This window comes from Mycobacterium sp. Dal123C01 (genome assembly GCF_052566995.1).
The window spans coordinates 1,153,640-1,180,545 of the sequence record NZ_CP199580.1; the positions used below are offsets into that span (position 1 = coordinate 1,153,640).

At 64.5% G+C, this 26,906-nt stretch carries 25 protein-coding genes and 2 pseudogenes; 12 read left to right on the forward strand and 15 right to left on the reverse strand.

What is annotated here, in order from left to right:
• The first annotated feature begins 3 nt into the window (after positions 1–3).
• Complete coding sequence (locus ACTXG5_RS05490; protein ID WP_445162727.1) at positions 4–1,080, forward strand: DUF1214 domain-containing protein; 1,077 nt, start codon at positions 4–6, stop codon at positions 1,078–1,080.
• The gene (locus ACTXG5_RS05495) at positions 1,077–2,249 is read left to right on the forward strand and encodes a sulfotransferase family protein (RefSeq protein WP_445162728.1); all 1,173 of its coding nucleotides are present in this window, start codon (positions 1,077–1,079) and stop codon (positions 2,247–2,249) included. The genes ACTXG5_RS05490 and ACTXG5_RS05495 overlap by 4 nt, the downstream gene beginning before the upstream one ends.
• Positions 2,250–2,362: 113 nt before the next feature.
• Here ACTXG5_RS05495 and ACTXG5_RS05500 read toward each other — a convergent pair whose 3' ends face one another.
• From ACTXG5_RS05500 to ACTXG5_RS05510, 3 genes are read right to left on the reverse strand one after another with little or no spacing between them, the layout of a single operon-like run.
• Positions 2,363–2,776 (reverse strand): Zn-ribbon domain-containing OB-fold protein, encoded by a 414-nt coding sequence (locus tag ACTXG5_RS05500; RefSeq protein WP_445162729.1) that lies wholly within the window; start codon positions 2,774–2,776, stop codon positions 2,363–2,365.
• 6 nt (positions 2,777–2,782) lie between these two features.
• On the reverse strand, positions 2,783–3,991 hold the full coding sequence (locus tag ACTXG5_RS05505; protein WP_445162730.1) for a thiolase family protein: 1,209 nt from the start codon (positions 3,989–3,991) through the stop codon (positions 2,783–2,785).
• A gap of 22 nt (positions 3,992–4,013) precedes the next feature.
• Complete coding sequence (locus ACTXG5_RS05510) at positions 4,014–6,239, reverse strand: acyl-CoA dehydrogenase (protein ID WP_445162731.1); 2,226 nt, start codon at positions 6,237–6,239, stop codon at positions 4,014–4,016.
• Positions 6,240–6,427: 188 nt separating this feature from the next.
• On the opposite strand from ACTXG5_RS05510, the gene ACTXG5_RS05515 reads away from it, so the two are divergent.
• The 4 genes from ACTXG5_RS05515 to oxlT all read left to right on the forward strand — a co-directional run bounded on the left by ACTXG5_RS05515 (position 6,428) and on the right by oxlT (position 9,867).
• A complete protein-coding gene (locus ACTXG5_RS05515; RefSeq protein ID WP_445162732.1) occupies positions 6,428–7,015 on the forward strand; it encodes a TetR/AcrR family transcriptional regulator in 588 nt (195 codons plus the stop codon).
• Between the two features lie 577 nt (positions 7,016–7,592).
• Positions 7,593–7,817: a hypothetical protein gene (locus ACTXG5_RS05520; protein ID WP_445162733.1), complete on the forward strand. Its 225-nt coding sequence runs from the start codon at positions 7,593–7,595 to the stop codon at positions 7,815–7,817.
• A gap of 527 nt (positions 7,818–8,344) precedes the next feature.
• Positions 8,345–8,503, forward strand: a complete 159-nt coding sequence (locus ACTXG5_RS05525) for a hypothetical protein (RefSeq protein ID WP_445162734.1) — start codon at positions 8,345–8,347, stop codon at positions 8,501–8,503.
• Between the two features lie 86 nt (positions 8,504–8,589).
• A complete protein-coding gene (gene oxlT / locus ACTXG5_RS05530) occupies positions 8,590–9,867 on the forward strand; it encodes an oxalate/formate MFS antiporter (protein WP_445164274.1) in 1,278 nt (425 codons plus the stop codon).
• A gap of 33 nt (positions 9,868–9,900) precedes the next feature.
• On the opposite strand, the gene ACTXG5_RS05535 is transcribed toward oxlT, so the two are convergent.
• From ACTXG5_RS05535 to ACTXG5_RS05580, 10 genes are all read right to left on the reverse strand, one after another.
• Positions 9,901–10,983 (reverse strand): zinc-binding dehydrogenase, encoded by a 1,083-nt coding sequence (locus ACTXG5_RS05535; protein WP_445162735.1) that lies wholly within the window; start codon positions 10,981–10,983, stop codon positions 9,901–9,903.
• A complete protein-coding gene (locus ACTXG5_RS05540) occupies positions 10,980–12,416 on the reverse strand; it encodes an MFS transporter (protein WP_445162736.1) in 1,437 nt (478 codons plus the stop codon). The genes ACTXG5_RS05535 and ACTXG5_RS05540 overlap by 4 nt, the downstream gene beginning before the upstream one ends.
• The gene (locus ACTXG5_RS05545; protein WP_445162737.1) at positions 12,413–13,105 is read right to left on the reverse strand and encodes an HAD family hydrolase; all 693 of its coding nucleotides are present in this window, start codon (positions 13,103–13,105) and stop codon (positions 12,413–12,415) included. The genes ACTXG5_RS05540 and ACTXG5_RS05545 overlap by 4 nt, the downstream gene beginning before the upstream one ends.
• A 237-nt stretch (positions 13,106–13,342) precedes the next feature.
• Positions 13,343–14,341, reverse strand: a complete 999-nt coding sequence (locus ACTXG5_RS05550; RefSeq protein WP_445162738.1) for an ABC transporter ATP-binding protein — start codon at positions 14,339–14,341, stop codon at positions 13,343–13,345.
• A gap of 3 nt (positions 14,342–14,344) precedes the next feature.
• Positions 14,345–15,394 (reverse strand): ABC transporter permease, encoded by a 1,050-nt coding sequence (locus ACTXG5_RS05555; protein WP_445162739.1) that lies wholly within the window; start codon positions 15,392–15,394, stop codon positions 14,345–14,347.
• A gap of 58 nt (positions 15,395–15,452) precedes the next feature.
• Complete coding sequence (locus tag ACTXG5_RS05560) at positions 15,453–16,076, reverse strand: cysteine hydrolase family protein (RefSeq protein ID WP_445162740.1); 624 nt, start codon at positions 16,074–16,076, stop codon at positions 15,453–15,455.
• Positions 16,077–16,099: 23 nt separating this feature from the next.
• Entirely contained in the window at positions 16,100–17,740 is a 1,641-nt protein-coding gene (locus ACTXG5_RS05565) for a GMC family oxidoreductase (RefSeq protein ID WP_445162741.1), read from the reverse strand.
• Between the two features lie 104 nt (positions 17,741–17,844).
• On the reverse strand, positions 17,845–18,675 hold the full coding sequence (locus ACTXG5_RS05570) for a helix-turn-helix domain-containing protein (protein ID WP_445162742.1): 831 nt from the start codon (positions 18,673–18,675) through the stop codon (positions 17,845–17,847).
• A gap of 121 nt (positions 18,676–18,796) precedes the next feature.
• On the reverse strand, positions 18,797–19,396 hold the full coding sequence (locus ACTXG5_RS05575) for a cytochrome b (RefSeq protein ID WP_445162743.1): 600 nt from the start codon (positions 19,394–19,396) through the stop codon (positions 18,797–18,799).
• Positions 19,393–20,526 (reverse strand): catalase family peroxidase, encoded by a 1,134-nt coding sequence (locus ACTXG5_RS05580; protein ID WP_445162744.1) that lies wholly within the window; start codon positions 20,524–20,526, stop codon positions 19,393–19,395. Before ACTXG5_RS05580 ends, ACTXG5_RS05575 begins: the two co-directional genes overlap by 4 nt.
• 284 nt (positions 20,527–20,810) lie before the next feature.
• On the opposite strand from ACTXG5_RS05580, the gene ACTXG5_RS05585 reads away from it, so the two are divergent.
• From ACTXG5_RS05585 to ACTXG5_RS05600, 4 genes are all read left to right on the forward strand, one after another.
• Positions 20,811–22,571, forward strand: coding sequence for an N-acyl-D-amino-acid deacylase family protein (locus ACTXG5_RS05585; RefSeq protein ID WP_445162745.1), 1,761 nt, complete (start codon positions 20,811–20,813; stop codon positions 22,569–22,571).
• A gap of 11 nt (positions 22,572–22,582) precedes the next feature.
• A complete protein-coding gene (locus tag ACTXG5_RS05590) occupies positions 22,583–23,920 on the forward strand; it encodes an aromatic ring-hydroxylating oxygenase subunit alpha (protein WP_445162746.1) in 1,338 nt (445 codons plus the stop codon).
• Complete coding sequence (locus ACTXG5_RS05595; protein ID WP_445162747.1) at positions 23,917–24,216, forward strand: hypothetical protein; 300 nt, start codon at positions 23,917–23,919, stop codon at positions 24,214–24,216. The genes ACTXG5_RS05590 and ACTXG5_RS05595 overlap by 4 nt, the downstream gene beginning before the upstream one ends.
• Before the next feature lie 120 nt (positions 24,217–24,336).
• Complete coding sequence (locus ACTXG5_RS05600) at positions 24,337–24,714, forward strand: hypothetical protein (protein WP_445162748.1); 378 nt, start codon at positions 24,337–24,339, stop codon at positions 24,712–24,714.
• Positions 24,715–24,727: 13 nt separating this feature from the next.
• Here the strand turns inward: ACTXG5_RS05600 and ACTXG5_RS05605 are convergent.
• Positions 24,728–24,892: pseudogene (locus ACTXG5_RS05605) on the reverse strand (response regulator transcription factor); the annotation flags it as partial.
• Between the two features lie 122 nt (positions 24,893–25,014).
• Between ACTXG5_RS05605 and ACTXG5_RS05610 the strand changes: the two are divergent.
• On the forward strand, positions 25,015–25,329 hold the full coding sequence (locus ACTXG5_RS05610; RefSeq protein WP_445162749.1) for a TetR/AcrR family transcriptional regulator: 315 nt from the start codon (positions 25,015–25,017) through the stop codon (positions 25,327–25,329).
• Positions 25,329–25,637 carry a hypothetical protein gene (locus tag ACTXG5_RS05615; protein WP_445162750.1) on the forward strand — a complete coding sequence of 103 codons (309 nt, stop codon included), beginning with the start codon at positions 25,329–25,331 and terminating at the stop codon, positions 25,635–25,637. The genes ACTXG5_RS05610 and ACTXG5_RS05615 overlap by 1 nt, the downstream gene beginning before the upstream one ends.
• 499 nt (positions 25,638–26,136) lie before the next feature.
• Here ACTXG5_RS05615 and ACTXG5_RS05620 read toward each other — a convergent pair.
• Positions 26,137–26,799 (reverse strand): annotated as a pseudogene (locus tag ACTXG5_RS05620) (Crp/Fnr family transcriptional regulator); the annotation flags it as partial.
• Positions 26,800–26,906: the final 107 nt, after the last annotated feature.

Genomic DNA, 26,906 nt, shown 5'->3' on the forward strand with positions numbered 1-26,906 from the left:
ACTATGACTCAAGGCTCCGCAAAGACGCTGGCGGCGTGGCAATTCTTCCAGCAGATGATCACCGACATCACCAAGATCGTGACCGAAGACGCCGAATCCGACCGCGAGCTCCTCGAAGGGCTGCGGGTCATCGCGCGGGTGTCGTCGCTGTGCGCGCAAATGTCGGTCGAGGCCGACCCTGCTCGCCCGGCCTTCTTTGATATGTGTTCGGACACCAGGATGATCGGCGGACCCAATCCCGACGGCAGCTACTTCCTGGCGATGATCCGTGGCGATCGGCGCTACCGGATCACCGGCACCCGCGGCACGACCGCCTACCTCGGCTTTCAGATCCTGGCCGGCACCGGCCTGACTCCGCGCCGGATGTCCAACTACGTCGGCGACACAAACCTGGACCTGACTTCGGGTGAATTCGCGCTGGTGCTCTCGGCCGACGAACCCGCCGATCTCGGTGGCGCGCAGTGGGTACAGATCCCCGATGACGCGTCATCGGTCGTCGTCCGGGAGTACATCGGCGACCGCGACTCCGAAGAGCCGGCCACCATGCGGATCGAGGCGCTGAACCCCGACCCGGTGACCGCGTTGTCCGACGACGAACTCGCCGACCAATTCACCGCGATGGCGTGGTCGCTGATGAAGCTCACCACGCTGCACCGCACCATCAAGCCGGAGCTGCTGGAGAAGCCGAACACACTGCTGACTGCCGAGGCCGCCGATCTGGGTGCGGCCGACACCACGCCGGACAACCTGTACATGATGGGCACCTACCGCCTCGATCCCGGCCAGGCGCTGGTGCTCGACATCGAGCCGCCCGATACGCGCTACTGGAACGTCACGCTGGAAAGCATCTGGCACGAGTGCCTGGAGCCGCGCCGCCGCCACAGTTCGGTGACCAATCGTGCCGTACAGCCGGACGCCGACGGGCGAGTACGTATCGCGATCTCGGCAGAGGACTTCGGGTTGGGGCATTGGCTCGACACCGGTGGCCGGCATCGCGGGTTCGTGATTTTGCGCTGGCTGGACAACCCGAGCGCGCCCGACGTGAAGGTTTCCGTGTGCGAAGGCGATGAGCAAGCATGACCTTGAAGCAGCGATTCAACCCGGAGAGCCTCATCGCCGCCGCCTGCGAGGAGGCCGGCAGCGACGACTTCGGCGATGACGGTTGGCAACCCGGACTAGAGCGCGTCGCCGATGGACTGGTCAACGATGCGCGGCTCTCCGTGATCGGTGTGGAGGTCGCCTACCTCGACTTGATACGTGGCCTGAAGAATCGGCTCGACGTGATCGACTGGCGCAAACAACATCCCGAGATCGCCGAGAAGCCGATCACTTCGCCGATCTTCATCGTCGGTCAGCCCCGCACCGGAACCACCATCCTGTACGACCTACTGGCCCAGGACCCCGAGCTGCGAGCACCCCTGACCTGGGAGGTCGACGCGCCCTGCCCGGTTCCGCAGCCCGAGACCTACCACGACGATCCGCGCATCGCCCAAACGCAGGCAACCATCGAAATGTCGGAGCAGATCGTTCCGGGGTTCCTGGCCTTCCACCCGATGGGCGCGCTGGTCGGGCAGGAGTGCGTCCGCATCACCGCCAGCGAGTTCACCAGCATGATCTACACCGTGCAGTACCGGCTACCGGACTACTACCGCTGGCTGCTCTATGAGGCGGACCACACGGGTGCCTACCGATTCCATCGAATCTTCCTGCAACACCTGCAATCTGGGGTTCCGGGTCAGTGGGTGCTGAAGTCGCCGGCGCATCTGTGGCAGCTCGACAAACTGCTCGCCGAATACCCCGACGCGTTGATCGTGCAGACGCACCGTGATCCGCTCAACGTCATTTCGTCGATCGCCGCGCTGACCCACCACCTCCGACGGATGTGTAGCGACGAGTCGAACATCGCCGATTGCGCGGCCCAGTCCTATGAGGAGATCACCGTCGGTCTCGAGCGCGGGATGGCGTTGCGCAACAGCGGCGTTGTCCCCGAGGGCCGGATGATCGACGTCCAGTTCGCGGATTTCATGAACGACCCCTGGACGACGATCAAAGACATCTACGCCAAGCTCGGCCGCGAGCTGCAACCCGATGCCGAGCAGAAGATGCGCGACTTCCTGGCCGCCCATCCCGGCGACGGCGGACGCGGTCGCTACACCTGGTCGGACACCGGCCTGGACGCCGGCGAAGTGCGCGACCGGGTGCGCGCTTACCAGGAACGCTACGCCGTGCCGACCGAGGAGTTGCGCTAGCTGCCTAGCGCGAGTGTGAAGCTGGCCGCACATTCGTGGTCGAGCGTGAGGCTGGCCGCACATTCGTCGAGTGTGGCTTACTCCACGTGGGAGTCACGGAAGGCGCCGGCTCGCTATTCCGCGGGCTCGTAGCGCAGCATCGTGACGTCATGGTCGGGGTAGTCGAAGAACACCGGCCGCACCCGCATGCCGACGCTGAGTTCGGCCGGATCGACGTTGACCATTTCGGTGGAAAACCGTGGCCCCTCGTCCCATTCGACGATCGCCAGCAGCTGCGGAACGGCGTCGGCGAAGTGCGGGCTGACCGGGCGGTACGCCACGGTGAAGGAATACAACGTCCCCATACCGGATATCTCACGCCATTCCAGGTCGTCGGCCAGAGTGCCCGGCGCCCGTACCCGCGGATAGAACACATACGCGTCCGACGACGGCGAGTATTGAATGACGATGCGATGCTGGGCCAGCGCATCCCAAAACGGCGCGGTGGTAGGCGTTTTGACAGGCATCGGGCGTTCGAATGTCACCATCGGTCCTCAGTCTCCCTGCAGGATGAGCGTCGTTTGCTCGGAAAGGATTCCGCCATTGCCGGACACGAAGGCACGGTTGCAGTCGGCGACCTGCGCCGCGCCCGCCCGGCCCATGATCTGGCGGGTGGCGTCGCAGACGTGGTGCATGCCGCCGGCCAGTCCCGCTTGTCCGAAGCCGAGCTGCCCGCCGGCGGTGTTGAGCGGAAAGTCGCCCCGGAAGGTCAGGTCGTGGTTGGCGACGAATTCCATCCCGGTGCCCTTCTCGCAGAAGCCCGCGTCCTCGAGCGACAGCAGAACGGTGATCGTGTAGCAGTCGTAGATCGATACCATGTCCATCTGCTCACGCGTCAGATCGGTCATGGCGAAGGCGGTGTCGGCGGCCTCCCTAATCGGTGTTGACAACAGATCCTCGGCATAGGTGGGCGTTTTGAATGGCACGTGTTCGCCAAAGCCCTTGATCCACACCGGGCGATTACGCGAACGCTTGGCGATGTCGGCGTTGCCGACGACCACCGCGGCGCCCCCGACGCACGGCATCACGATCTCCAGCATGTGCAGCGGGTCGGCGATCACCGGGCTAGCCAGCACGTCCTCGACCGTGAGTGGCTTGTCCTTCCAGATCGCACCCTCGGTGTGGTTGGCATTAACGCGGGTATCGACGACGAGCTTGGCCATCGCCCGCTCGTCGTAACCGTAGATCGCGGCATAGCGCTGGGCCACCTGACCATATGGCCCGTTCTGGCCGAGGTTTCCGTACGGAATCTCGAATTCGGCCTGCGGAGAGCCGTATTGGTTGCTCGACGAGCCGAAGAACATCGCGTCGATCATCGGTCTCGGTTTCTTCTTCGATGACGGCGTGATGTAACGGGCCGGCAATGCGCACAACACGGCGTCACAGATACCGAGCTCGACAGCCGCGGCCGCTCGCCACACCATGGCCGCGGCGCTGGCTCCGCCAAGATCCACGTGCTCGGCGAATCGTGCTCCTATCCCTAGGTATTCGGCAATCGTGGAGGGGACGAATATCTCCGACTCGGCGAGGTGGGAGGCGACGATCCCGTTGACCACGTCGCCGGGCAGTCCCGCATCCTCGAGCGCGGCGGCCGATAGCTCGGCCCACTGCTCGATGACGAATGGCGCGGGTGAGGCCTTGTTCAGCCGCTCGGGCGGCAGCTCGACGTACCCGACGATTGCGGCCTCTCCGCGTAATCCCATGGTGTGTCCTTATTTTCGGTGTTTACTTGCGAGGTAGGCCGAGAATCATCTGCGCGATGATGTTGAGCTGGATCTCCCTCGTTCCGCCGCCGATAAGCTCGGCAGGCAAGTGCAGATAAGGCTGCACGATGGCGGGGTCGGAGTCGGCGACCATAGCCACCCGCCCGGTCAACTGCAGCGTCGCCTCGAACGTGCGCCGCAGCAGCACGTTCATCGCGACCTTGGCGATGCTCGACGCCGGGCCGGACGGCTGCCCGTCGAGTAGCCGGATGGTTTCGCGCACCCCCAGCGCTCTGATCGCGTTGGTGTAGGCGTCGAGTTCTCCCAACGCCCGCTCAGCATCGTCGCGTTCGGGTCCGGGTTCGGCCGCCAACTGGCGCAGCGCAACAGCACGATCGAACTTGACGTATCCGCTGATGGCGGAACGCTCTTCGGCCATAGTGGCGATCGCGAGGCTCCAGCCGTCGGTAGGACCGCCCAGCAGCATGTCGTCAGGTACGAAGACATCGCTGAGGAAGACCTCGTTGAAGTGCGCCTGTCCGGTCGCCGTCTTGATCGGCTGCACCTCAACCCCGGGGGATCGCATATCGAGGATGAAATAGCCGATGCCGCGGTGCTTGCTCGCCTCCGGGTCGGTGCGCGCCAGCAGGGCGCCCAGGTCCGCGTACTGCGCCAACGACGTCCAGATCTTGTGGCCGTTGATCTGCCAGCCGCCCTCGACCTTGGTCGCCCGGGTGGCCAACGACGCGAGGTCGGAGCCGGCTCCGGGCTCGCTGAACAGCTGGCACCAGTGAATGTCGCCACGTTGCGTTGCCGGAATCAGGCTTTCCTGCAACTCTTTTGGCGCGGCGGCCAGGACCGACGGCAAGATCCATTCGGCGATATTCAGCGACGGCCGGACCAGTCCGGGGCGCTTGGCGAACTCCTCGTCGATGATGAGCTGTTTGAGGGGACCGGCATCGACGCCCCACGGCGCCGGCCAGTGCGGCGCCATCAGACCGGCGTCGGCGATCAACGTGCGCAGCGGCCCGCTGGCCTGGTCCTCGTAGTCGCCGTGCGGTGCGGGTTTATCGTTGCGCAACTGCAGGGCGGCGTCCAACGTCTCAGCTACCCAGGACCGGAAGTCCGATTCGGCGTCGCCCAGATTGACCGACATGTCGCGCTGCTGGGCGCAGCCCAGTTGTCCTAGCCGCCGGGCCCAGCGACTGGCCGGGCCGATCGATCCCGCCAGGCTGATGGCCCGCCGCCAATACAGGTGCACGTCGTGTTCCCAGGTGAAACCGATAGCGCCGAGCATCGTCAGGGCGTCCAGCACCAGGTCCGGCACCGGCGAGATCGCGATGACCGCGGCCCCCGCCGCGGCGAGGCGGTGCTGATCGGGCGGTTCGTCCGCGGCACGCACCGCATCCCAGGCTGCCGCGGTGGCTAATTCGCTGTTGACCAACAGCATCGCCGCACTGTGCTGCAGGGCCTGAAAGGTGCCGATCACCTTGCCGAACTGTTCCCGGGTGCGCAGGTGTGCGGTGACGACGTCGACGCACCACTGAGTGATACCGGCTGTCGTGCTGGCCACCAGACCCACGACCACACCCGCCGCGCGGTCTTCGTCGATTCCGGTCAGAACGTCTGACTCGACGGCCCGATACTTCGCGAGCCGCAGCACTCCGACATCGGCGACCAGGTCGGTGCCGTGCGCGGATTCGACTGTCGCGGTGGGCTGTCCGGTGTCGACCGCCACCCAGATGACCTCGCCGCCGTCGGTGCGCGCGCCGACCAGGATCACCCGCGCCGCACACACGCCGGCAGTGAACTTCGAGCTGCCCGTGATCAGCCATCCCTGATCGTCGGCGCATGCCTGGAAATCCGCGTCGTCGGGCAGGACGATCGCGGCGGGTGCTCCCGAGGCAAGTTCGCGAATCAGTGATTCGGAACTCGACGGCGGATCAGCAAGCAGCGCAACGGCTCCCGTAGCCACGGTCGGGAGTAGCGGCCCGGGCAATAGCGCCTTGGCCGCCGACTCCAGCACACATGCGGCATCGATCAGCCGTCCGCCCTGACCGCCGAGGTGCTCGGGCAGGTGGACGGCGTGAAAACCGTTGGCGACCAGAGCGTCCCACCATTCGGGAAGTTGCCCGGCCGCTAGGCCGTCGAAATTTTCTCGCGTCGCGGCGATCGGGGCGTGTCGGGCGGCGAATTGCTCTACGGCGTCGCTGAGATCCTGCTGCTCCGGGGTCAGTCCCAGGGTCATGACTTGGTCATAAGGTGGGCCGCCAATTGGCGAACATGGGCGTCGGCCGCACCGGCTGATATCCTTCCGTCTTACAAGACGAACCGTCTCGTCTTGTGGCAGGTTACCGGGGCGGATCGAGATATGTAAAGCGATCCGGATCCCCGCGGCGAGGACGGTGAGGGACTGTGAGAGATGAGGATCAGCAGATGCCAACCGATCTCACTCAGGCGAGTCCGCGGCGCCGCCGCAGCGAGAAGTCACGGACGGCGATCGTCACCGCCACGCGCGAGCTGCTTCTCGAGCGCGGATTCGACGGGTTGACGATCGAGGCGGTCGCCGCACGCGCCGGTGTGGGAAAGCAGACGATCTATCGCTGGTGGCCCAGCCGTCCGGCGCTGGTCGCCGACGTCATGCTCGAAGACGCCGACAAGATTCTCGCGTCGGTCGATCACACCGACGACCTGGCGGCCGACCTGGTGGGCTGGGTACGCAAACTGACCGCAACCCTGACGACGGAGCGAGGCTCGGCGATGCTGCGGACGTTGACCGTCGCCGGTATGGAGCATGCGGACACCGCGGTCAGGTTGCGCGCCGGATTCAGTTTGCCGCTGCACGACAGCGTCCGCACCAGGCTCTTGGCCGCCGGCATCGATGCGGACACCGCCGAGTCGGCGGCCGACGCCATTGTCGGCGGCGTGGTGTATCCGATCCTCTCTGACGCGCAGCAATATTCACGTCGGCGGGCCGAATTGACCACTCAGATCATCGTCGAGTCCTTGCAGCGAGAGCGCTGAACGCATCGGATTACCCGAGCGGATCGGGGGCCGACACGTGACGCCGGGGTCCGCGGAGAAAAGTTAGACAGGCGAGGTATATCGGCAGCGCCGTCCCGGAATTGACTGCTCCGCAAAATATTTGCGCACCACCACCCCGGCGACTTCGAAAGTGGCTGGGCTATAGCATCATCAATACGGATCGCGGGTATCACAAATTCGGATTGGACCTCACTGCGGGCGGATGTAAGGATCCGATCAGTACGTCGACCGGATGACAAATCCAGGAGCCCAGCCATGGATCTAGCTATCGGGAGAGCGCGGTGCTCTCAGACCGCCACGCCGGACCGACCGAGCAACCGCATCAAGGATTGCCGAGAAACCCAGGGTGGTAGTCGCGCGGCCTCCCGAAAACAGGCCCGAGCGATTTAGGCTCCGGCTTATGACGAACCGGTCGCATCCGTGGGGGAATGAGCGAGGGCGACTCTCGCATCAACTGGACATGCGCGGTGAAGTTCTCGGCCGCAGGCGCGCGCGACGACTTTGCCACCGTTTCGCACGCGTCGGCGTCGAGACTTCGCCGGACCGACTCAGAGCGATGGCGGCCGGCGCACCCGTCGCGGCCAATGAAGAGGCGGACGTCAGATTTGCATTGATCGCGGCCGAGATTGATCGTGAAGCCCGCATCGCGAAGTACAGGCAGTTGCGACGCGAGGGCGCGCGGTCACTGCTGATCGCAGGCATGACTCTGCTTGCGTTGAACTTCCTGCTCTGCGCGGCCTACGCGCTGTTGAACTTGGCCCAACAGTCCGCGCCGTACTAGTCGACTCGGGCTCTGCTCTTACGTTGGGACGCTGCCGGCGCGGTGCGGCAGCTTAACGATTGCGTTTCAGCCCACGGCGTCGAGTCGGTTCCTGCGCCAGTGAGGCACGTTAATAGCCTTGAAATAGCGCCGGTTAATTCGGGTAAGCGCACGTATCGACGTGTCTGTGCTGCCTACTCCGCGATCCGGCCCCCGAGGGGTTTGTAGCGGCAATCACAGTGCGTGCACAGAATGTGGATCTAGCACCCCTTGTCCCGTAACGATATACAGAATCTATCACCGTGCCCGTCGCATACGGCGGTTGCAAAGCTGTAGCGTGGCAACAGTATTCGAGTCAACTATGCGAGTCGGATTCGGCTGTGAGTGAGAGTTAATACGGCGGTTACTATCGGCACTGTTCCGGCAACAACCGAAATCTAGTGTTAGCAACACACATTGGTATCACACCAATTCGCACTATCTGAAAGCGTCTGCGGCCACAGTTGTTCCGGCAGCACCACGCTAGCTAACTAGATGGAGAGTCAGCGGTGGATTTTGCCGTGTTGCCGCCGGTCAACCGGGCAATGATGTCGATGTTGTTGGCTACCACCGTTTTTGCGCAGAACACTTCGCTGATTGCGGCCACGTGTCGTGCAGATCCCTTGCATGCCACCAGAGGGCTCGCGGCCCACGTCATCGAAAGCTGATCGGACCATTCCCGGATGCCGTCAGATATCGGCGGACAGCACGCAATTCGAAACGGAGAACCACATTGAGTACCCGCACGGACGCAGTGGAAGACACAGTCGCGCCTATCGCGCCGACCCTCGCACGGACCCGTTGGCTTCAGCTTGGTCTTGGCCTTGTTTGCATGATGACGATATCGAGTCCGCAATATGTATGGACGCTGATGACCAAGCCGCTTGGCGCCAAACTCGGCATCGCCTTGCCTGAATTGCAGGTTACCTTCTCAATTCTCGTGGTGTTGCAGGCCTTCTTTTCGCCATTCCAGGGCGCGCTGATCGACCGCTTCGGGCCGCGCCTGTTGATCTCAATCGGCACGCTGTTGGCGGGCGTGAGCTGGATGCTGGCTTCCGACGCGCATAGCGTGCCGATGCTGTACCTCACCTATGGCGGTGTCGGTGGTCTCGGCACGGGCATTGTCTACGTCGGCGTGGTTGGACTGATGGTCCGGTGGTTTCCCGATCGACGCGGTTTCGCCGCCGGTGTGGTAGCGGCCGGCTACGGGATGGGCGCGGTTCTCACGACCTTTCCGATTGCTTCATCGCTGGCTGCGCACGGCGTGGAGTCGACGTTATGGCTGTTCGGTATCGTCTTCGCCGTAGTCGGCTGCATTGCCGCGCAAGGGTTGCGCGCGGCGCCGGTGGATTTGGAGCTGAGCGTGTCGAGCGCCCAGACGTCGGTAACTTCGCGCGATTATCGCCCGGCCGAAATGCTCAAGCGGCCGCTCTTCTGGTTGATGTTCCTGATGATGACAATGATGGCCACCTCGGGCCTGATGGTCACGTCGCAGATGGCGACCTTCGCGACCGACTTCGGTGTGAGCAAGGTCTTGGTGTTCGGGCTCGCGGCTTTGCCGCTGGCCTTGACGATCGACCGCTTCACCAATGGCCTGACGCGGCCGTTGTTCGGTTGGGTATCGGATCGACTGGGCCGGGAAAACACCATGGGGTTTGCCTTTGCGCTGGAGGGCGTTGCCATGGCGCTCTGGTTGCTGACGCGAGACGACGCCGTGCTGTTCGTCCTCCTTTCAGGTTTGGTGTTCTTTGGTTGGGGCGAGATTTTCTCGCTGTTCCCGTCCACCTTGACCGATACCTTTGGCACCCGCTACGCCACAGCGAACTACGGATGGCTCTACATCTCGTTTGGGATTGGTTCGATCTTCGGCGGCCCGCTCGCCGCGCTGCTGCATCAGCAAACCGGGAGCTGGATTCCGGTATTCGGGTGCGCGATTGCGCTCGATCTGGGCACCGCAGCGCTGGCCCTGTTCGTGTTGAAGCCGGCGCGTGGACGTTTCGTCGGCGCCGGGGCGCTGAGAAGCTCCGGCTAGATCAGTGCGACCGACGGGCTGCATGCAATCTAATTACCATGTGGGGCAAATAGATTGGCGCAGCGATAGCGACGACGCCGCGCTGCGCAATGCATCGTCGAGGTGGTCAAGATCGGCCGCCGCTGCCACCAGCTCGGCGAACGGGTAGCGGTCGTGGTGGGCGACCAGGAAGTCGACGGCAGTCCGCAGATGTTGAGGACGGTAATTGTGCACGCCAGTGATGGTCATCAGGTTGCGGACCAGATGCTCGGGGTCGATCGAGATGGGCTGGCTGGTGGCCACTGATCCCGCGAGAACGGCCTGGCCGCCGACATCCAGGCAGGCGATGCACGCTTCAACCGCAACCGGGCTGCCCGAAAGTTCCAGCGCCACGTCGACCGGAGGCACTTCCTCGGCGTCACCGACAACGAGGTCGGCACCGAAGCTGTACGCCGTTTCCTGCCGCGCCGGGTCGGGATCGCACACCGCCACCCAGGCACCGAGTGCATCGGCCATCGCAGCGGCGGTGATTCCCAACATGCCGGCGCCGGTGATCAGGATCCGGGTGGGGTCTCGGTGCCGGTCCAGTTCGGCAGCGTCGAGCACGGCCGCGACTGTCGCGGTGGCGCACGACGCGGGCGCGGCCACCGTGTCCGGCACGCTGTCGGGTACCTCCACGATCGTGGTGCCCGGCAGCAAGACGCAGTGACTGGCGAAGCCGCCGTTGAGCGGCCAGGCGCTGTCGAGCGCCTCGTGACCGTACTTCTTGAGGTGCAGACACTTCTGTTCCAAGCCCCACACGCAATTGCGGCATCGTCCGCAGGACGCCGTAATGGACCACACGATTCGGTCGCCAATCGCCACCTCGGCGCCACTCGGATAGTGGGGACGCGCGCCGGAACCGATTGCCACCACATGACCGACCTGTTCGTGGCCGAGGATGCCCGGATGCGGGGCGTTCCTGCGTCCATGCACGGTGTGCAGGTCGCTACCGCAGATGGTGGCCAGGTCGATCGCGACCAGCACCCGGCCTGGACCGGGATCGGTCGCCGCACTGGTCGTCACCACGGTGATCGGCCGTCCCACCCCGTCCCAGCGGGCATACCGGGCGGCGACCGCGCCGTTGACGCCGGTCACGCCGACACCGGCCGCGAGCCCGGCTGCGCAATGAGCTTGCCGGCGCGCCGTTTCGACTGCTCGGTATCGGTGGCTGAGGTGTCCAAGGCGTCCAACTTGGCACCGTTGGGTTCGTTGAGCAGCATCGTGGCGGCGATACCGAGCACAAAGCATGCCCCGGCGATCAGTACCGTCGGCCGCAGACCGAAGTGAGCAAGGGCCACCGGGGTGATCAGGGCACCGAGGAAGGCGCCTACCTTAGCGGTACCGGCCGAGATCCCGTGTGCCGTACTGCGTATCGCGGTCGGATAGCTTTCCGCCGCCAGCAGCATCGTCGTGTAGTTGGGTCCCACGGCGATGCCGAAGAGCGACAACCCGAAGACCACGGCAAACGGCGTCACCGTGGACGTCAGACCCGGGATCGTGGCGATCAGCGCCATCGACAGTGCCGAGAGGCCAAAGCCGAACATCTGCAACGGTTTACGGCCGACTCGATCCAATAGGGTCAACCCGACGAGGGCGGCGACCAGGCTGAAACACACCACCAGCGAGGCGTTGATCGCCATGTTGGCGACGACGCTGGTGTGCGGCGCGATGCTATTGATGAGCAGCGGCTGGCTCACCGAATTTCCGTACACGGCGACGTTGAAGAAGAACCAGCTGCCGGCGGTGCCCAGCAGGGTGAGCTGAAAGGGTCGGGAGCGCAATGCCTTCCACAATGTCACCGATGTAGGCGAGCGGTCGGCAGTGACCCCCTGCACCGCGCGGCCGGAGAAGACACTGAGATCCTTTGCCGCCCTGTCGACATCGCCGGCGACAGCCAAGGTCCACCGCGGGGATTCCGGCATGTGCCGACGGTTCCACAGCACCAGCAAGGACGGGATCGCCCCGAGGCCGAGGATCAACCGCCAGGCAAGCCCCGGCGACGTGCCCAGCCCGACGACTACCAGCGCGACGACGTAGGCCGCCACCTGCCCGAAGACGTAAAACAGGAAGGTCAACCCCACCAGACGACCGCGGTTTCGTCGGTTGGCGTACTCGGTCATGATCACCCCGGAAGCCGGGTAGTCGCCGCCGATGCCGACACCGAGGACCGCGCGGGCGATGAGCAGGCTGATGAAGTTCGGAGCGAAGGCTGAGGCGAGTGCACCGATGATCATCAGCACCGCCTCCAGCCCGTACACCCGCCGGCGCCCCAACAGGTCGCCGAGGCGCCCGAATATGAACGCGCCCACCGCGACCGCCAGCAGGGTCGAGCTGGTCAGTGCGCCGACCTGGCCGGCCGACAGATGGAACTCGGGTTTGACGAGCAGGGTCACCGTGCCGATGACGTTGAGGTCGTAGGAGTCGGTGAAGAATCCCATCCCGGCGGTCACGGCGGCTTTCAGGTGAAACCGGCTGACCGGCGCATCGTCGAGCTGGGCGCGCACACCGCCGGTGTCCAGCGTGGTCATCGCGACACCGCTCGGTTGTGGATGTCGATGCAGGCGACCAGGTCGGCGACGGAGTCCAACACGTGGGTGTGCGGCACGGTGGCGAAGTCGGCATCACTGTGCGCACCGGTCCGGACGCCGGCGACGATCGCGGCGCCAGCCCGACTACCTGCCGTCAGGTCGCTCGTGGTGTCGCCGGCGACGGCGATCTGGTCGACGGCCTCGGTACCGGTGCGCAGCAATGCCGTCAGCACCATGTCCGGGTAGGGACGTCCGCGACCGGCGTCCACCGGTGACAGCGCCAGCGTGATCAAGTCGCCCCAGCCCAGGGCGGCGATGATGTAGTCGCGAGTGGTCGGTGCGAAGCCCGCCGTAAGCACGACGGCGCAGCCTGATCCGCGGAGTTTTTCGATGGTTTCGGCGGCCTGCGGAATCGGCGCCATGCGGTTGCTCTGGACGGCTTCGATGTATGCCGTTTCAAACGCGCGGTTAGCCGCTTCGGCGCGGTGCAGATCGTCATCGAAGATCGACCGAAACACTTCGATCTTCGACTGTCCCATTGTCTCGTGGACATAGCGGACGGCCGATTGATAATCGGGACTCCCGGCAGACAAGCCCGACGCCGACAGGGACGCGTCAAACGCATCCGCGACAGCACCGTCGTCGAGCACTGTGGTGCCCGCCATGTCCAGGCAGGCCAATTTGATCATGTCCGTCTCCTCCAGTGCCGGTGCCGGGGCCTTGGTGAAACGGTCTGGCGGAGCCCTGGCGAGCCGGCTTCGCGAAGGTAGACGAAACGTGAACGTTGACAGCCGATCTCATCGCAGTTGTTCGAACAAGTCGGAGATCGTCGGTCTGGTACTGCGGCAGAGTACCGCTCGATCGTACTAATCCCGGAAGACGAGATTCGGGGCTTCAACGACGGGCCACGGGTGCGCCGTCAGTAGCTAGGATTGGTCGCCGGCAAGCGCGTGTTGCCCGATCAGCTCGCTGATACCTGTCGCACCGAGCCGCTCACGGAACGCCTGCGCCGTATAGCCGACGGCTGTCGCGTCGGTTCGGGCGCGCACCGTCGCCGAACGCGGCATGTGAAACAGCACACCGATTTCGCCGAAGTAGTCCCCGGGCCCGGCTACCTTGACCAATTCCTCACCGCCGTCGGCCAATTCGCGCACAATGTCGAACTCTCCTTCAGACACCACGTAGATCAGATCGCCCATCGTGCACTGTTCGAACAGCACCTCGCCGGCCTTCACCTGCACGGTTTCGGGTGGCCGGTTCGTTGACGCGAGCGCGGGTGCCAGCTCGACGACGTGATCTGCCATCGGCAGTATTCGGCTGTCGTGGGTGGCAACCACCACCACACGCTCGCCCGCCGCGAGCGAGCGGATCAACCGCAGCACCTCCTCCACCTGGATGAAGTCGAGGTGCGCGGTCGGCTCGTCCGCCAGGATCAATGGGGGCTCGAGCGCGATAGCGCGAGCGATCGCGACGCGTTGCTGCTGCCCGCCGCTCAGGTCGCCCGGTCGGTGTTTCATTCGCTCCGCAAGATTGACGCGCGTCAGCAATTCCTCGGCACGCCGACGCGAGTCCGCACGTGACATCCCCGCCGCGCGCAGTGGCACCATCACGTTCTCGAGGGCGGTGAGGCTCGGCACCAGGTTGAACGCCTGGAAGACGATGCCCACCTTGTCGCGCCGATAGTGCGCAAGTGCGGTGTGCTCGAGCGCCGTGACGTCGACGCCGTCGAACTTGATTGCCCCAGACTTCGGACGCAGAATGCCGCCGAGGCAGGACAGCAACGTCGTCTTGCCGCAGCCGCTCGGCCCGAGCAGGATCACCAGTGACCCCGCCGCCACCTCGAGGTTCAAACCATTGATCGGCCGGACCGCGTACCCACCGCTGGAGTATTCGACGACCAGGTCGGCAATGCTCAGATCGCTCATCGCCTAGGGACCTCCAAACGCGAGCGCCGGATCGACGGCCACCGCGCGCCTGAAACCAGCAAGGCTGGCCAGCAGACCGACCACGGTCGCGACCAGCGGTAGCGAGATGTAGGCACTCATCGGCACCACGATGAGCAACGGGAACAACGGTGCCAGCAGCCACGAAAGGATCACGCCCAGCACCGCAGCGAGCAGCGCGACGACGACGGCCTGCAGCGCCAGCCCCGCCAGGATCGAACGCGCAGGCACGCCAATCGCTTTGAACACCGCAAAGTCGCGCAACCGCTCCAGTGCGGACAGATAGACAACCGACCCGACGATCAACACCGCGATGATCCACAGCAAGACAGCCACGATCGTGATGGAACCCCCCGCGACCTTTACCGCGCGCATCAGGTCGTCGACACCGGCCGCTCGACCGACGGTCTGGTAGCCGTCCGGGAGCTGCCGGGGCGTGCCCTGGATCGCGATAGACGTAACGATCGGCTGCCCGTTGTACGCCAATTGCTGCACGCCTTGGGTGGTCAGGAAGACATTGGGCATCTTCGCCAGCGAGGTGGAATTCGGCACGATCCCGACGACCTGCATGGTGCGCACGCCGATCTTGATTTCGTCGCCAACGTGGTGGCCGAGTGTGCTCGACACAGCGACCTCGTCCGGCGTCGACGGATCCCGCCCCTCCGACACGCTTGGCATGCCGAGTCCGTGTGCTGGTGCCCCGAACGCCGTGACGTTTCGTCTTGACGAGCCATCTTTCACCGTCGATGGCGCGCAGGCCAATGGAGCCGCGACCGCGACGCCCGGCACAGCGGCCACCCGAGCCAATTCAGCTTCGGCGAATGGGGTGGCACCCAGGAATGGTCCGGCCGCCCCGTCTTTGACCACGAACGTATCTACGCCAATGGCATCGACGGTTCGCTGAGCCTCGACATGAAAGCCGTTCGCAAGTCCGGTCAGGACGAGCGTCATCGCGAACACCAGTCCGGTGCTTACTACCGCGATGACGAGGCGCCGCATTCGCCATTGCATATCGCGCAAAGCCGCGAACAGCATGTCCAGACGCTACCGCCGCCCACGGTGGTTGACCAGGCCTTACAGCTACGACAACTATTTAGCCCGCTAGCGACGAAATCTTTGCAACGACTTCGTCGGTGGTGACAATCGCGCTCGCGTAGTTCGGGATATTGACTTCGAGAGCGGCATGCATCTCATTATCGGAATAACTCGCCGTGGCGTCCTTGACCATCGTCACCTCGTAGCCGAGCTCCGCGCCGTATCGAACGGTTGCCTCGACACAGGTGTGGGCGATCAGGCCCACCACGATCAGTCGATGGATGCCGTGCTTCTTGAGCAGTAGATCCAAATCGGTGTTGGCGAAACCACTGGAGCACCAATGCTCTTGGGCGACAATGTCGCCTGGCTGCGGCTCGAAGTCGCGATGGAGTTCGCCGCCCCAGGTTCCGTACTCGAAGGTTTTGCGTGACCATGCGGCCTTCTGGATTGGCGCCACGTATTTCCACGTCTCGTAGTCGCCCGGACGGTAGCGGCGGTGCAGCGCGTAAAAGACGCGAATCCCCGCCGCTCGTGCCGCGTCAAGGGTTTGACGCATATGCGGGACGCACCCGTTGGCCTCAGCGACACCCTTCAGTCGATCCCATACTTTTCCGCCTTCGGAGATGAAATCGTTGTACGGATCGATTACGACAAGGCCGGTGAGATCCTTTTCCTGCGTCACGTTCACATGGTCGCACGCCCCACTCAGCCCGAATGGTCGCCGATCAGAATTTCCGCGGCACGTTCACCGATGATCACGCACGGGGCCATCGTGTTGCCGGTGGTAATCCGCGGCATGATCGAGGCGTCCGCGACGCGGAGGTTCTCGATCCCATACACCCGCAGCGATGCGTCGACGACGGCGTCGCAGTCGCGTCCCATCTTCGCGGTACCGCACGGGTGCCAGTAGCTGGCGGCGGCGTCGCGCACGAATTCCTCGAGGTCGCAACCTTTGAGGTTGCCGGGCATGACCTCGCGGCTGACAAACGACCCCAGGGCGGGCGAGTTGGCGATTTCGCGACACAACTGCACGCCGGCGATCGCCGTCTTGACGTCGTCGGGGTCATCGAAGGTGTTGGCGTCGACACGGATTGGGTCGCCTGGGCTCGGTCCGGTCAATTCCACGCGGCCGCGACTCTTGGGGTGCGTGACGCCGGCGGCCATGGTCCACCCGGACTCTGGAAGACCGAATCGGGCGACGGTCTCATCGGTGCCCAGCGGTACCTCTGCCTGGCAGATGAACACGTCGGGCGCGTCAGCGTCAGACGTCGTCCAGTACACGGTGGACTCGGCCATGTTGTTGTGCGGCGTCAGTGGCATCCGGGCCTGCCACACGCAGTACAGCGCGAGGTGATCCTGCAGGTTGCGGCCCACACCCGGAAGATGCTGGCGCACTGGGATTCCAGCGCGGTGCAGCTGCTCCTGATCGCCGATGCCCGAGTGCATCAGCACCTTCGGCGTGTGCATCGCCCCCAACGAGAGCACGACCTCCGAATCGGCTCCGATGACCCGGGTCGAACCGCGGTAGGAGATCTCCACACCGGTGGCACGGTTTGCTTCCAAGGTCACGCGCGTCACGAGCGCGTTGGTGAGCACCGTTAAGTTCGGCCGATCCATCACCGGGTAGGTGTAGGAGCGGAAGACCGACTCCCGCTTGCCATTACGTAATCGGACATCGGTAATAGCCGCTCCTCCTGGGCCTTCCATCATGCGACCGTTCTGATTCTCGTAGGTGGGAATGCCGATCGACCGGGCAGCCAGCAGGGTGGCCGGCGCCAGCGGGCTCGGTTCGGGGGCCGGCTGCACGAACACCGGGCCTCCGGTGCCGCGATGGTCCGGATCGGCGACCCCGTGCCAATCTTCTATCCGGCGGTAGATGTCGAGCACCGCGCCATAACCCCACGCCGGGTCGCCGGCTTCGGCAGCGAAGAAGTCCCAGTCGCTGCGATGTCCACGGGCCCAAACCATCACGTTGACCGCGGATCCGCCACCCAGCACTTTGCCCATCGACATTGATATTGACCGCCCGTTCACGCGCGGGTTCGGTTCCGCGCGGAAGGCCCAGTCACGTTCGCTTCCCAAGTTGGCGGGCCACTGGCTTGCCTCCACGACAGCCGGGGCGGTGTCACAGCCGCCGGCCTCCAGCAACAGCACGCTGGCGTCAGGATTCTCCGCCAGCCTTCGCGCTACCACCGAACCCGACGAGCCGGACCCGCAAACGATGAAGTCGTAGCGGGGTTTCAACGCGGCGGTGAGAAGCTGTTGGTTGGCATGAACCCTTTCGGAAAACTCTTCTGCCGGTTCCGAACAGCCAGCGAATGTGGCAGGTGCCGATTCTGAGGTCATGCGCTGAGGGTTCCGTGGGTATCGGGCGGCCGCCAGACCGCGCTTTTCCTGGTAACAGCGCAACCAGTCGGCAATGTTGCGCGCGGGGCGATTAAGCCGAAGGCCTAGGTCCGTGGGCCCGCGAGGGTGGCGAGCAAATGCAGCCTCTCCTCGGCGGTCGTTCCGGCGTCGGCGTAATAGGTGACCAGGACCTGCCTGGTGTCGGGTAGCACGAAGGTGCGGTAGCGCAGCTCCAGCAAGCCGACCTGGGGGTGGTCGATCATGGCTGGGCCGCTGGTCTTTTGCTTGACGTCCTGGCGAGCCCACAGGGTCCGGAACCGTTGGCTGGCGATGCTGAGTTCGCCGATCAGCGACTGCAGTTCGGGATCGGTGGAGTTTTCTTCGGCAACGTTGAAGCGCAGCGACGACGCCAGAATGCCGGTGACCTCGTCCCAGTTGCCCACCCAGTTGCGCAACTCGGGTTCCAGGAATACCGCCCGCAGGTGGTTGACGCCCGGGGCAAAATACGGCGACAGGGCGCACGCCATCGCGTTGGCGGCCACGATGGTCATCTGCCGGTTGTGTATATACGCGGGTGTCAGGTGCCAATTGTCGATCAAGGTCTGCAGCCCGGGCTCAACTTTTCCGGCCGAAGCTGCGCCGCGCCGTCGCCGACGGGGCGCGGGGCGAGCCAGGTTGCGCATGTACTGAGTCGCGTCGTCGTTGAGCTGTAGCGCACTGGCCAAGCCCTCCAGCACCTGATCGGAAGGCTGGTGTTCCCGGCCTTGCTCGAGCCGTAGGTAATACTCGGAGCTGATGCCGGCCAGCATCGCGACTTCTTCGCGGCGCAAACCTGCCACCCGCCGACGCTCGCCCTCGGCCAGCCCGACATCGGCAGGCTTCAGCAAATCGCGGCGGGTACGCAGAAACGTCGCCAACGACTGCGGATCGGGCATAAGCCCGACGATAGCGCTAACCCGGCCGCCGAGGGTAACCCCGCCGCTACCAGGAACGATGCCGTCCGGCGCTGCGCGACTTATCTTGCCCGCCAAGGGAATCCCGATAGAGCAGCTTGACCTACGAACTGGCCCGTGTCTCACCTTGCCGCGCAGCATCGCGCTTGACGGGCCACAGTGCCATCCGATCGATGAGTCTGTCCCGCAGAACGAGCGTGTGAAACAGCACCGCGCACATGTGGGCGGTGAACGCCGCGAACAACAGGAAAGCGAAAACCCCGTGGCACTCCCTCAGCAGCGCATACAGATCGAGATTCTGCGGAGCGATCCCGGGCAGGCGGATCGGCCCCACCAGCGTGATCGGGAGGCTGGCGGCCGACAGCGTGGCCCATCCGATTACCGGCTGGACCAGAAGCAAGGCATAGAGCGCGTATTCCGACCACGTCGCGATGCGCCGCTCGGCGCGGCTCATGGTGGCCAAAAACGCTGGCGGCCGGTGCGTGAGACGGTTGGCCAGTCGCACCACCGCGAAAATCAGGATCGCCACACCCAATGGCCGGTGGATGGCCAATAGCAGCGGGTAGTAGCTCAGCGAAGCGATCATGATCACGCCAATGAGCAGCTGCGCGACGACCATCGGCGCCATCGTCCAGTGCAGAATCCGGGACGGGAGCGTGAAACGTGCTGACGGGCCGGCTGTTTGAACTTTTTCGCCGGTCATGAGAGCACCTGGTGGACGTTGACCTCGCTAGGCGACTTGGGTTCCTCGGCGCGGCGGGTGAACGAGCGCGCGTAAACCGCCGACCGCGCGGCCAGCAACGGATCGTCGGACACGGTGATGCCGTCGGGTAGCACCGTCGGGTCGAAGTTGATGTCGCGCGCATTGCCGGCTTCCTCGGTCTGCACCCCGGTGATCGTGAGGGTGCCGGCGTCGATCGACCGCCGCGATTGCGGCCAGGGCTTGGTGGCATCGTCGGTCGGATCGCCTGGTTCGCCGACCGTGAGAACGAGCTTCCACGTCAGCGACCGCTGCACCGCCGCGTGGATGAGGTCGTCGAACAAGTAGTCCTTGCCGACCGATGCCGGCCGGACTGCCTCCCCGCCGGCTTGCTGCGGAACAGCCGACCAGCGCACCGGGACGCTCGCTCCGGCGCTGTTGGTGAAGTAAAAGGCATTGAGTCCGTGAAACGTGCTGTCCGCGAAGCCCGCGCTGGGCGGGGACTGCTTAATGATTTTCAGCGCCGCGGCCGTCTCGGGGTGCCGGTCGAGGAAGGCGGCCATCTTCTGCGGATCGGGCTTGCCCGTGGCGGGAACGGGTTTGGAGGCCAGCAACCGCTCGTAAAAGCCTTCCGGAGTGCGGTCGGTGAACACGGGAAAATTGACCATCGCGGTGCGCCACTGCTGGCCGTTGGGTGTCTGGAACGACAGCCCCAGACCGCGAACCGTGTCGGGCTTGTCGCTCTGGTTGGGCAGCCCTCCGCCCAGCGAAAACCGGCCGATCACCGGAACGCTTCCCGGCTGGAAGACCGCCGCCCGGCAGATGGCTGCGCCTGCTCCCGTGCTCGTAAACGATCCTGTCGCGCTGAGGCCCTTGGCGTGATTTCGCCGAAACCCGTCATGCCGGCCGAAGACGTGTTCGAAGCGATCGGCGAAGCGCGGTGGGGTCAGCGCGTCGGGCCGCAGCCATCCGCCGGCATAGGCGAACCCGCCCACGTCCACCGCGGCGACGCCGGCCACCACACCCATCCCCAGCAGCGCGCCGCGGCGGGTCAGTGCGCCGAAGCGGCCTTGACCGGACTCTGTTTCGGCGGGCCCATCCTCCGGCTCGCGATCGCGATCAGCGGGCTCCATGGCCCACCGTCCTTTCCATTACTGCCGCGCAGCGTGGAACTTAAGTCGCTGAAGGCAATTGATCCATGGGCTGTTGTGGTGCGCAACTCTTTAGGGCTACCGACGCACACAATGCGGACCACGACGCGGCGGGGGGATTCGTTCAACTCTCGTGAAGACCTTCACTATTTACGCTCCGAGGCGTAGCGTAATGACTCGACCGAGGCCGGGCGCACCCCGGCCTCGCGTCCACCAGCTCCGGCCAGCCAGCCCATGGCGACCCCGAACAGACTCGGAGGACACTCGTGTTCGATCTGAAGATCACCGGTGGAACTGTTGTCGACGGCACGGGTGCCGAGCGCTACCGCGCCGACATCGGCATCAAGGATGGCCAGATCGTCGACGTTGTCCGCCGCAGTGCCGATGACCCCGAGATGGGCGGTGAAGCCGCCGAAACCATCGATGCGACAGGGCATGTGGTGGCCCCCGGCTTCGTCGACATCCACACCCACTACGACGGCCAGGTGAGCTGGGACAGTTCGCTGGAACCGTCCAGCGGTCATGGCGTCACCACGATCGTGACCGGCAACTGCGGTGTCGGCTTCGCGCCGGTGCGGCCCGGCAGCGAGCAGTGGCTGATCGAGTTGATGGAGGGTGTCGAGGACATCCCCGGCACCGCGCTCACCGAGGGCATCACCTGGGGCTGGGAGACCTATCCGGAGTACCTCGACGCGATCGGCAAGCAAAACTACGCGATCGACGTGGGCAGCCAGGTAGCGCACGGCGCCATTCGCGCCTACGCGATGGGCGAGCGGGGCGCCCGTAACGAGCCGGCCACCGCCGAGGACATCGCGGCGATGGGCCGACTGGTCACCGAAGCGATCGAAGCCGGTGCGCTCGGATTTTCGACGTCCCGGACGATGGGACACCGCGCCATGGACGGCGAGCCGGTCCCCGGCACGTTTGCCGCCGAGGACGAACTGTTCGGTCTTGGCCGCGCCATGGCGGCCGGGGGCCAGGCGGTGTTCGAGCTGGCCCCGCAGGGATCCGCGGGTGAGGACATCGTCGCCCCGAAAAAGGAACTGGACTGGATGCGGCGGTTGAGCGGCGAGATCGACCGGCCGGTGTCGTTCGCTCTGATCCAGGTGGACGCCGATCCGAAATTGTGGCGCGAGATGCTGGACCTCTCCGCCGACGCGCACGCGGCAGGCAGCCGGCTGTACCCCCAAGTCGCGGCGCGCCCGTTCGGCATGATGATCGGTTTCCAGGGCCATCACGGTTTCAGCCATCGGCCCACCTATCGCCGGCTGAAGGCCGAGTGCAGTCGCGAGGATCTCGCGCAGCGCCTGGCTGATCCCGCGGTGAAAGCGGCGATCCTTTCAGAGGACGACCTGCCCGCCGACCCGAGCCTGTTGTTCGACGGAATGTTCGCCTTGGTGCAGCACTCCCTCAAGCGGCTCTACGCGCTCGGCAACCCCCCGGACTATGAGCCCACCCCGGACCGCACCGTCGCGGCCATCGCCCAGGCGCGTGGCGAGGATCCGCTGTCTACCCTCTACGACCTGATGCTCGAGCGAGACGCGACCTCCATGCTGATGCTGCCGCTGTTCAACTACGCCGACGGCAACCACGACGCGATCCGCGAGATGATGCTGCACCCCGCCGGCGTACTCGGACTTTCCGACGGCGGCGCCCACTGCGGGATGATCTGTGACGCTTCCTATCCCACCTTCCTGCTCACGCACTGGGCGCGGGACCGGTACCGAGGCGAGAAGCTGGCGCTGGAGTACGTGATCCGCAAGCAATCTCGCGATACCGCTCACCTCTTCGGTCTCACCGATCGCGGCACCATTGAGGCGGGCAAGAAAGCCGATATCAACGTCATCGACATGGACGCCCTGGCGCTGCACCCCGCGGCGATGGCCTTCGACCTGCCGGCCGGCGGTAACCGGATATTGCAGGGAGCAAGCGGATACGCGGCGACGATCGTCAGCGGAACGGTGACGCGCCGCAATGACGTCGACACCGGAGCCCGGCCCGGCCGCCTGGTGCGCGGAGCGCGCTAAGGCTTCGGTCAATGACAGCGGCTGCCGGTAATCCGGCACGCACCCGGGACGAGGATGCGATCGGCACCCCGCCCGAAAGCCCAACGCTGGTGCCGGCTGAGCGCTACTACTCGCCCGCATTCGCACAACTCGAGATCGAACGAATGTGGCCGAAGGTGTGGCAGGTCGCCTGCATGGTCGACCACGTCGCCGAGCCCGGCGACTACTTCGAGTACCGCTGCGGCCCATACGGGGTGCTGATCGTCCGCGGTGACGACGGCGTGCTGCGCGCATTCCAGAATGCCTGTCGCCATCGCGGCAACACGCTGTGCCTGGGGTCGGGTTCGGGACTGCGCGAGCTCAAATGTGGCTACCACGGCTGGACCTGGGACCTGGCCGGCGCGCTCAAGCGAGTGCCCAACCGCAAAGGATTCGGCGCACTGCACATGTCCGACTTCCCGCTGGTGCCGGCGAAGGTCGATAGCTGGGAAGGACTTGTCTTCGTCAATCTCGACGTCAACGCGATGCCACTGATCGAGTATCTGGAGGCGGTACCCGAGGACATCGCATGGTGCCAATTGGGCGACTTCCGCTGCTACGCCACACTGACGGTCGAGGTCGAAGCAAACTGGAAGACGATCGCTGACGGCTACAGCGAGACCTACCACATCCAAACGCTTCATCCCGAGTTGCTGCGCTGCGTGGACGACATCCATGCGCCACAACAGGTCTGGGGCCATACCGGCAAGTCCGACCAGCCCTACGGTGTGCAAAGCCCGCGCTTCGACGGCACGCTGAGCGACGAAGAGGTCTGGGACGCATACGTATGCACCCAGGGTGCGCTGATGGGCGTGGCCGAAGGCGCACCCTTTCCGGCCGGCGAACGCGAGCCCGGACAGACGGTCCAGGATCTGATCGCGGCACGCACCCGGCAATTTGCGGCGTCCCGGGGAGTGAACCTCGACTGGGCCGATACCGACCGGGTCACCCGGCTACACCAGTACAACGTGTTCCCGAACATGACCTTTTTGGCCAACGCCGACCACTTGACGATCATGTCCTCGCGCCCCGGCCCGGATCCCGATAAGGGCGAGTTGGTCATGTTCTTGATGACCCGGATGCCACCGGGCGCGGCGCGCAACAAGCCGACGGACGTCCGGATGTCGGCCGGCGAAGCCGAACCCGGTCTGGTGCTTACGCAGGACATCCGGGTGCTGCCAGGACTCCAGCGCGGTATGCATCAGCCCGGCTTCACCCACCTGGCCCTCTCCGGCGAGGAGCGTCGGGTGATCAATATGCACCGCAATCTCGAGCGCTACCTCGACCTACCGGCATCCCAGCGCATGACCGGGGGTGACGCCCGCGCGTGAAAGTCGATCGCGAGGACGTCATCGTCGGTCTTCCGCTCGGGCCACTGTTGACGTTGATCGGCTACCTCGCACTCATGCAGTCGGGCGCGACGATCACCGACGCCATGCTGCTCGGATTGGTCATCTTCCCGACCGCGCTGGTGCTCCTCGGCGCCGCACTCGCCGCCTTGCTGCATCTGGGTGCGCGCCGTTGGGTATCGATAGCGGTCGGCACGGCGGCTGGGACGGCGGTGGCGGTGGTCATCGTGGGCGGCGGGATCTCGTTGATCGCCTGGACGCTCTCCGATCCCGCCTGAACAACCGGAATCCCAGCGAATGAGTAAGCCTGGCGTGCGCCAGAACCCGGCGAATTCGTGCGGCCGATTTAATCGGCGAGGGCACCCGAAAGGGCGCCGACGGGTCTAGACTTCCGGCTTGTGACGACAGCGTCGAATCCCTGTGGTGACGAACGAGGACAGCTGCCACATCGGTTGCATATGCGATATCAGATTGTTGGTCAGCGGCGGGCGCGGCGCATGTGCCGGTCTTTCGCGGACGTGGGTGTCGACACGGGGCCGGTCCGCCTCCAGCAGATGCTCGCCGGCTTGCCGGTCACCGAAGACGAAGTGACCGATGTCAATTTCGCGCTCATTGCGACCCAGATAAAGCGCGATGAGCGCAGCGCGAAACTCAGACAGCTACAGCGTCAGGGCACCCGCTCGCTCATGTTTGCCGGGATGATTCTGCTCGTCATGAATTTCCTGTTCTGCCTTGCCTACGTCCTGCTCAACCTGACCGACCAGGCCCCTCTCTGAGCCTTTGGAACGATCAGCGGGGCGCGACGATCCCGTTGTCGTAGGCGTAGACGATCGCGGCCGCACGGTCTCGCAGGCCGAGTTTGCCGAAGATCCGGCCGATGTAGCTTTTGACGGTGACACCCGAGATGCAGAGTTCATCGGCGATCTCGGTGTTGTAGAGACCTTTTCCGATTAATCGCCACGCTTTTGTCGCTCCCCCGCCCTCCTGACCGACAGTCTTGCCAATGGACAGTTCTTCGAAGCTGGTTAGCTTGCCGCACTGCGCGGAACTTATCAATGGTCAGATTGCTCGGTCCAGTGACGCCCCTTGACAACGGGTACGCCGCGGCTCTACCACCACGGGCAGCTAGAGCGAGCGCGATAGAAGAAGGCCAGACCGTCGGTGTTGCGGCGGTCAGCATACGTCGCATCGCGCGCCGTGCTGGCGTTTCACATGCTGCACTGGCCTACCAATTTGGCGACAAGCGCGGAATCTTCACCGCAGTGGCGACCGAGGGATTTCATCTCCAAGCAGAGATGATCGGCTCCGCCGCGACCGGCCCGGATGGATTCCTGCGCGGCGGCCACGTCTACATACGTTCACCCTTGCCCACCGCGGCCACTTCGAAGTGATGTTCCGCCCCTACCTGTACCGCAGCGACGCGGCGAAGCGGGTGCTCGCCAAGAACGCAGCTTTCGACATCCTCTACGACACCGCGCGGACCAGCCTCACCTCACATCGCTCGCGACCGGCGACCGGCGATGACGTCCGCAGGCTCGCCATGGCGGGCTGGTCACTGTCCCACCGCTTCGCCACTCTCGCCTTGACCGCCAACATCCCCGAGCAACAAGATGCCGACCCCAGCGAGCTCGCCGGCAGATCACCCAGGCGTCATTGCGCTGGGAGGACTAGCGAAACAGCAGATCGTCTAGCCCACTGATTGATTCATCTGTTGAATCAACAGCGGGTGATGTCCCAACACAGACGTCTGCGCGAAACTTCTGATCCAGGCGACATGATGAGCCAAGTGCAGGTTGACGATAGTCACGTGTTTGATAAAAGATGTTGATGTACAACGCATCTCGATATACTGGGTGGCTCACTGGCCGAATATGCTTGCACACCAACCTAGTACACGGATTGGTGACGTGCAGCGAACCGCACTCAGCCCAAAAATCTGTTGCAGCACAAAGCAACAGGGAATATGAGGCAGTGGTTTACCGGTACCCCGCCAATATTCGAATCCGCCGTAATCCTCCCGGCCCGACTGGAGTGGGAAGAGGGTCGACAGCCGATCATTCGCCCGTTGGTGATTTGAGTCCCCCGAGGGCGCAATCGAGGACTGTCCGGACCTCGTGTGGGGCAGTGCCCGGGTCCACGGCGTCGGTGATGTAGGGACGGCGTTTAGTGTTAGTCAGTGGAGCTGCTGTGACGTGGGCGGCGAGTTTAGCTGGCTTGTCAATGACCAGCGCTTGGCCGTTGCGGTGGATCCAGCCGAGTTGGGTGAAGTGGGCAAGTGTTTGGTTGACGGTTTCGCGTGCGGCTCCGACGAGTTGGGCCAATTCTGTTTGCGTGAGTTGGTGATTGACGGTTAGTGATTGCGTGTTGGGGGTACCGAATTGCCTGGCGAGGGCGAGTAGGTGTCGGGCCACCCGAGTGGATACATCGCTGAACGTCAAGCTGTCGTAAAGGAGGTTGTTGGTGCGTCGTAGTCGACGTGTGAGCGCGCGCAATAGCTGTTCTGCGATCTCGGGATGCTCGACGATCCGGTTCTGCAACGTGCTTCGATCCATGGTCACCGCGTGCACCTCCGTGACAGCAATTGCCGTCGCACTTCGGGGGCTGGGGTCTATCAGAGCGAGCTCACCGAAGATGTCGGCGGGGCCCAACAGCGCAAGCAGGCTTTGCTGACCGCGTGGCGTTGCTTGGTGAATCTTTACCTTGCCCGCGACGATGATGAATAGCTCATCGCCAGGCTGGCCTTCGGCGAAGATGGTGTATTTGCGCGGAAAGTACGCGTGCGACAGGCCACGGACCAGCGCGGCGGCAGCACCGTGGGAGATGTCGCCGAGGACGCCGGTCTGGGCCGCAACGCTGTTCACGCAGCTGCCTTCAACGCGGTGTTCGACTCGTGCGAGATGTTCATGTGCTCTGCGGCCACTACGACAACCGAGACGGTGCCGGCTCGCGGCGTCGGAGTGGCTGTGCG

Excerpts from the sequence above, each read along its gene's own strand:
- ACTXG5_RS05555 (WP_445162739.1), bottom strand. The coding sequence starts at position 15,394 with ATGCTGTTCGCGGCTTTGCGCGATATGCAATGGCGAATGCGGCGCCTC.
- ACTXG5_RS05490 (WP_445162727.1), top strand. The coding sequence starts at position 4 with ATGACTCAAGGCTCCGCAAAGACGCTGGCGGCGTGGCAATTCTTCCAG.
- ACTXG5_RS05540 (WP_445162736.1), bottom strand. The coding sequence starts at position 12,416 with ATGACCACGCTGGACACCGGCGGTGTGCGCGCCCAGCTCGACGATGCG.
- ACTXG5_RS05505 (WP_445162730.1), bottom strand. The coding sequence starts at position 3,991 with ATGGGATTACGCGGAGAGGCCGCAATCGTCGGGTACGTCGAGCTGCCG.
- ACTXG5_RS05495 (WP_445162728.1), top strand. The coding sequence starts at position 1,077 with ATGACCTTGAAGCAGCGATTCAACCCGGAGAGCCTCATCGCCGCCGCC.
- ACTXG5_RS05590 (WP_445162746.1), top strand. The coding sequence starts at position 22,583 with ATGACAGCGGCTGCCGGTAATCCGGCACGCACCCGGGACGAGGATGCG.
- ACTXG5_RS05520 (WP_445162733.1), top strand. The coding sequence starts at position 7,593 with ATGGCGGCCGGCGCACCCGTCGCGGCCAATGAAGAGGCGGACGTCAGA.
- ACTXG5_RS05575 (WP_445162743.1), bottom strand. The coding sequence starts at position 19,396 with ATGACCGGCGAAAAAGTTCAAACAGCCGGCCCGTCAGCACGTTTCACG.
- ACTXG5_RS05545 (WP_445162737.1), bottom strand. The coding sequence starts at position 13,105 with ATGATCAAATTGGCCTGCCTGGACATGGCGGGCACCACAGTGCTCGAC.
- ACTXG5_RS05580 (WP_445162744.1), bottom strand. The coding sequence starts at position 20,526 with ATGGAGCCCGCTGATCGCGATCGCGAGCCGGAGGATGGGCCCGCCGAA.
- ACTXG5_RS05515 (WP_445162732.1), top strand. The coding sequence starts at position 6,428 with ATGCCAACCGATCTCACTCAGGCGAGTCCGCGGCGCCGCCGCAGCGAG.
- ACTXG5_RS05550 (WP_445162738.1), bottom strand. The coding sequence starts at position 14,341 with ATGAGCGATCTGAGCATTGCCGACCTGGTCGTCGAATACTCCAGCGGT.
- ACTXG5_RS05565 (WP_445162741.1), bottom strand. The coding sequence starts at position 17,740 with ATGACCTCAGAATCGGCACCTGCCACATTCGCTGGCTGTTCGGAACCG.
- ACTXG5_RS05510 (WP_445162731.1), bottom strand. The coding sequence starts at position 6,239 with ATGACCCTGGGACTGACCCCGGAGCAGCAGGATCTCAGCGACGCCGTA.
- ACTXG5_RS05570 (WP_445162742.1), bottom strand. The coding sequence starts at position 18,675 with ATGCCCGATCCGCAGTCGTTGGCGACGTTTCTGCGTACCCGCCGCGAT.
- ACTXG5_RS05615 (WP_445162750.1), top strand. The coding sequence starts at position 25,329 with ATGTTCCGCCCCTACCTGTACCGCAGCGACGCGGCGAAGCGGGTGCTC.
- ACTXG5_RS05500 (WP_445162729.1), bottom strand. The coding sequence starts at position 2,776 with ATGGTGACATTCGAACGCCCGATGCCTGTCAAAACGCCTACCACCGCG.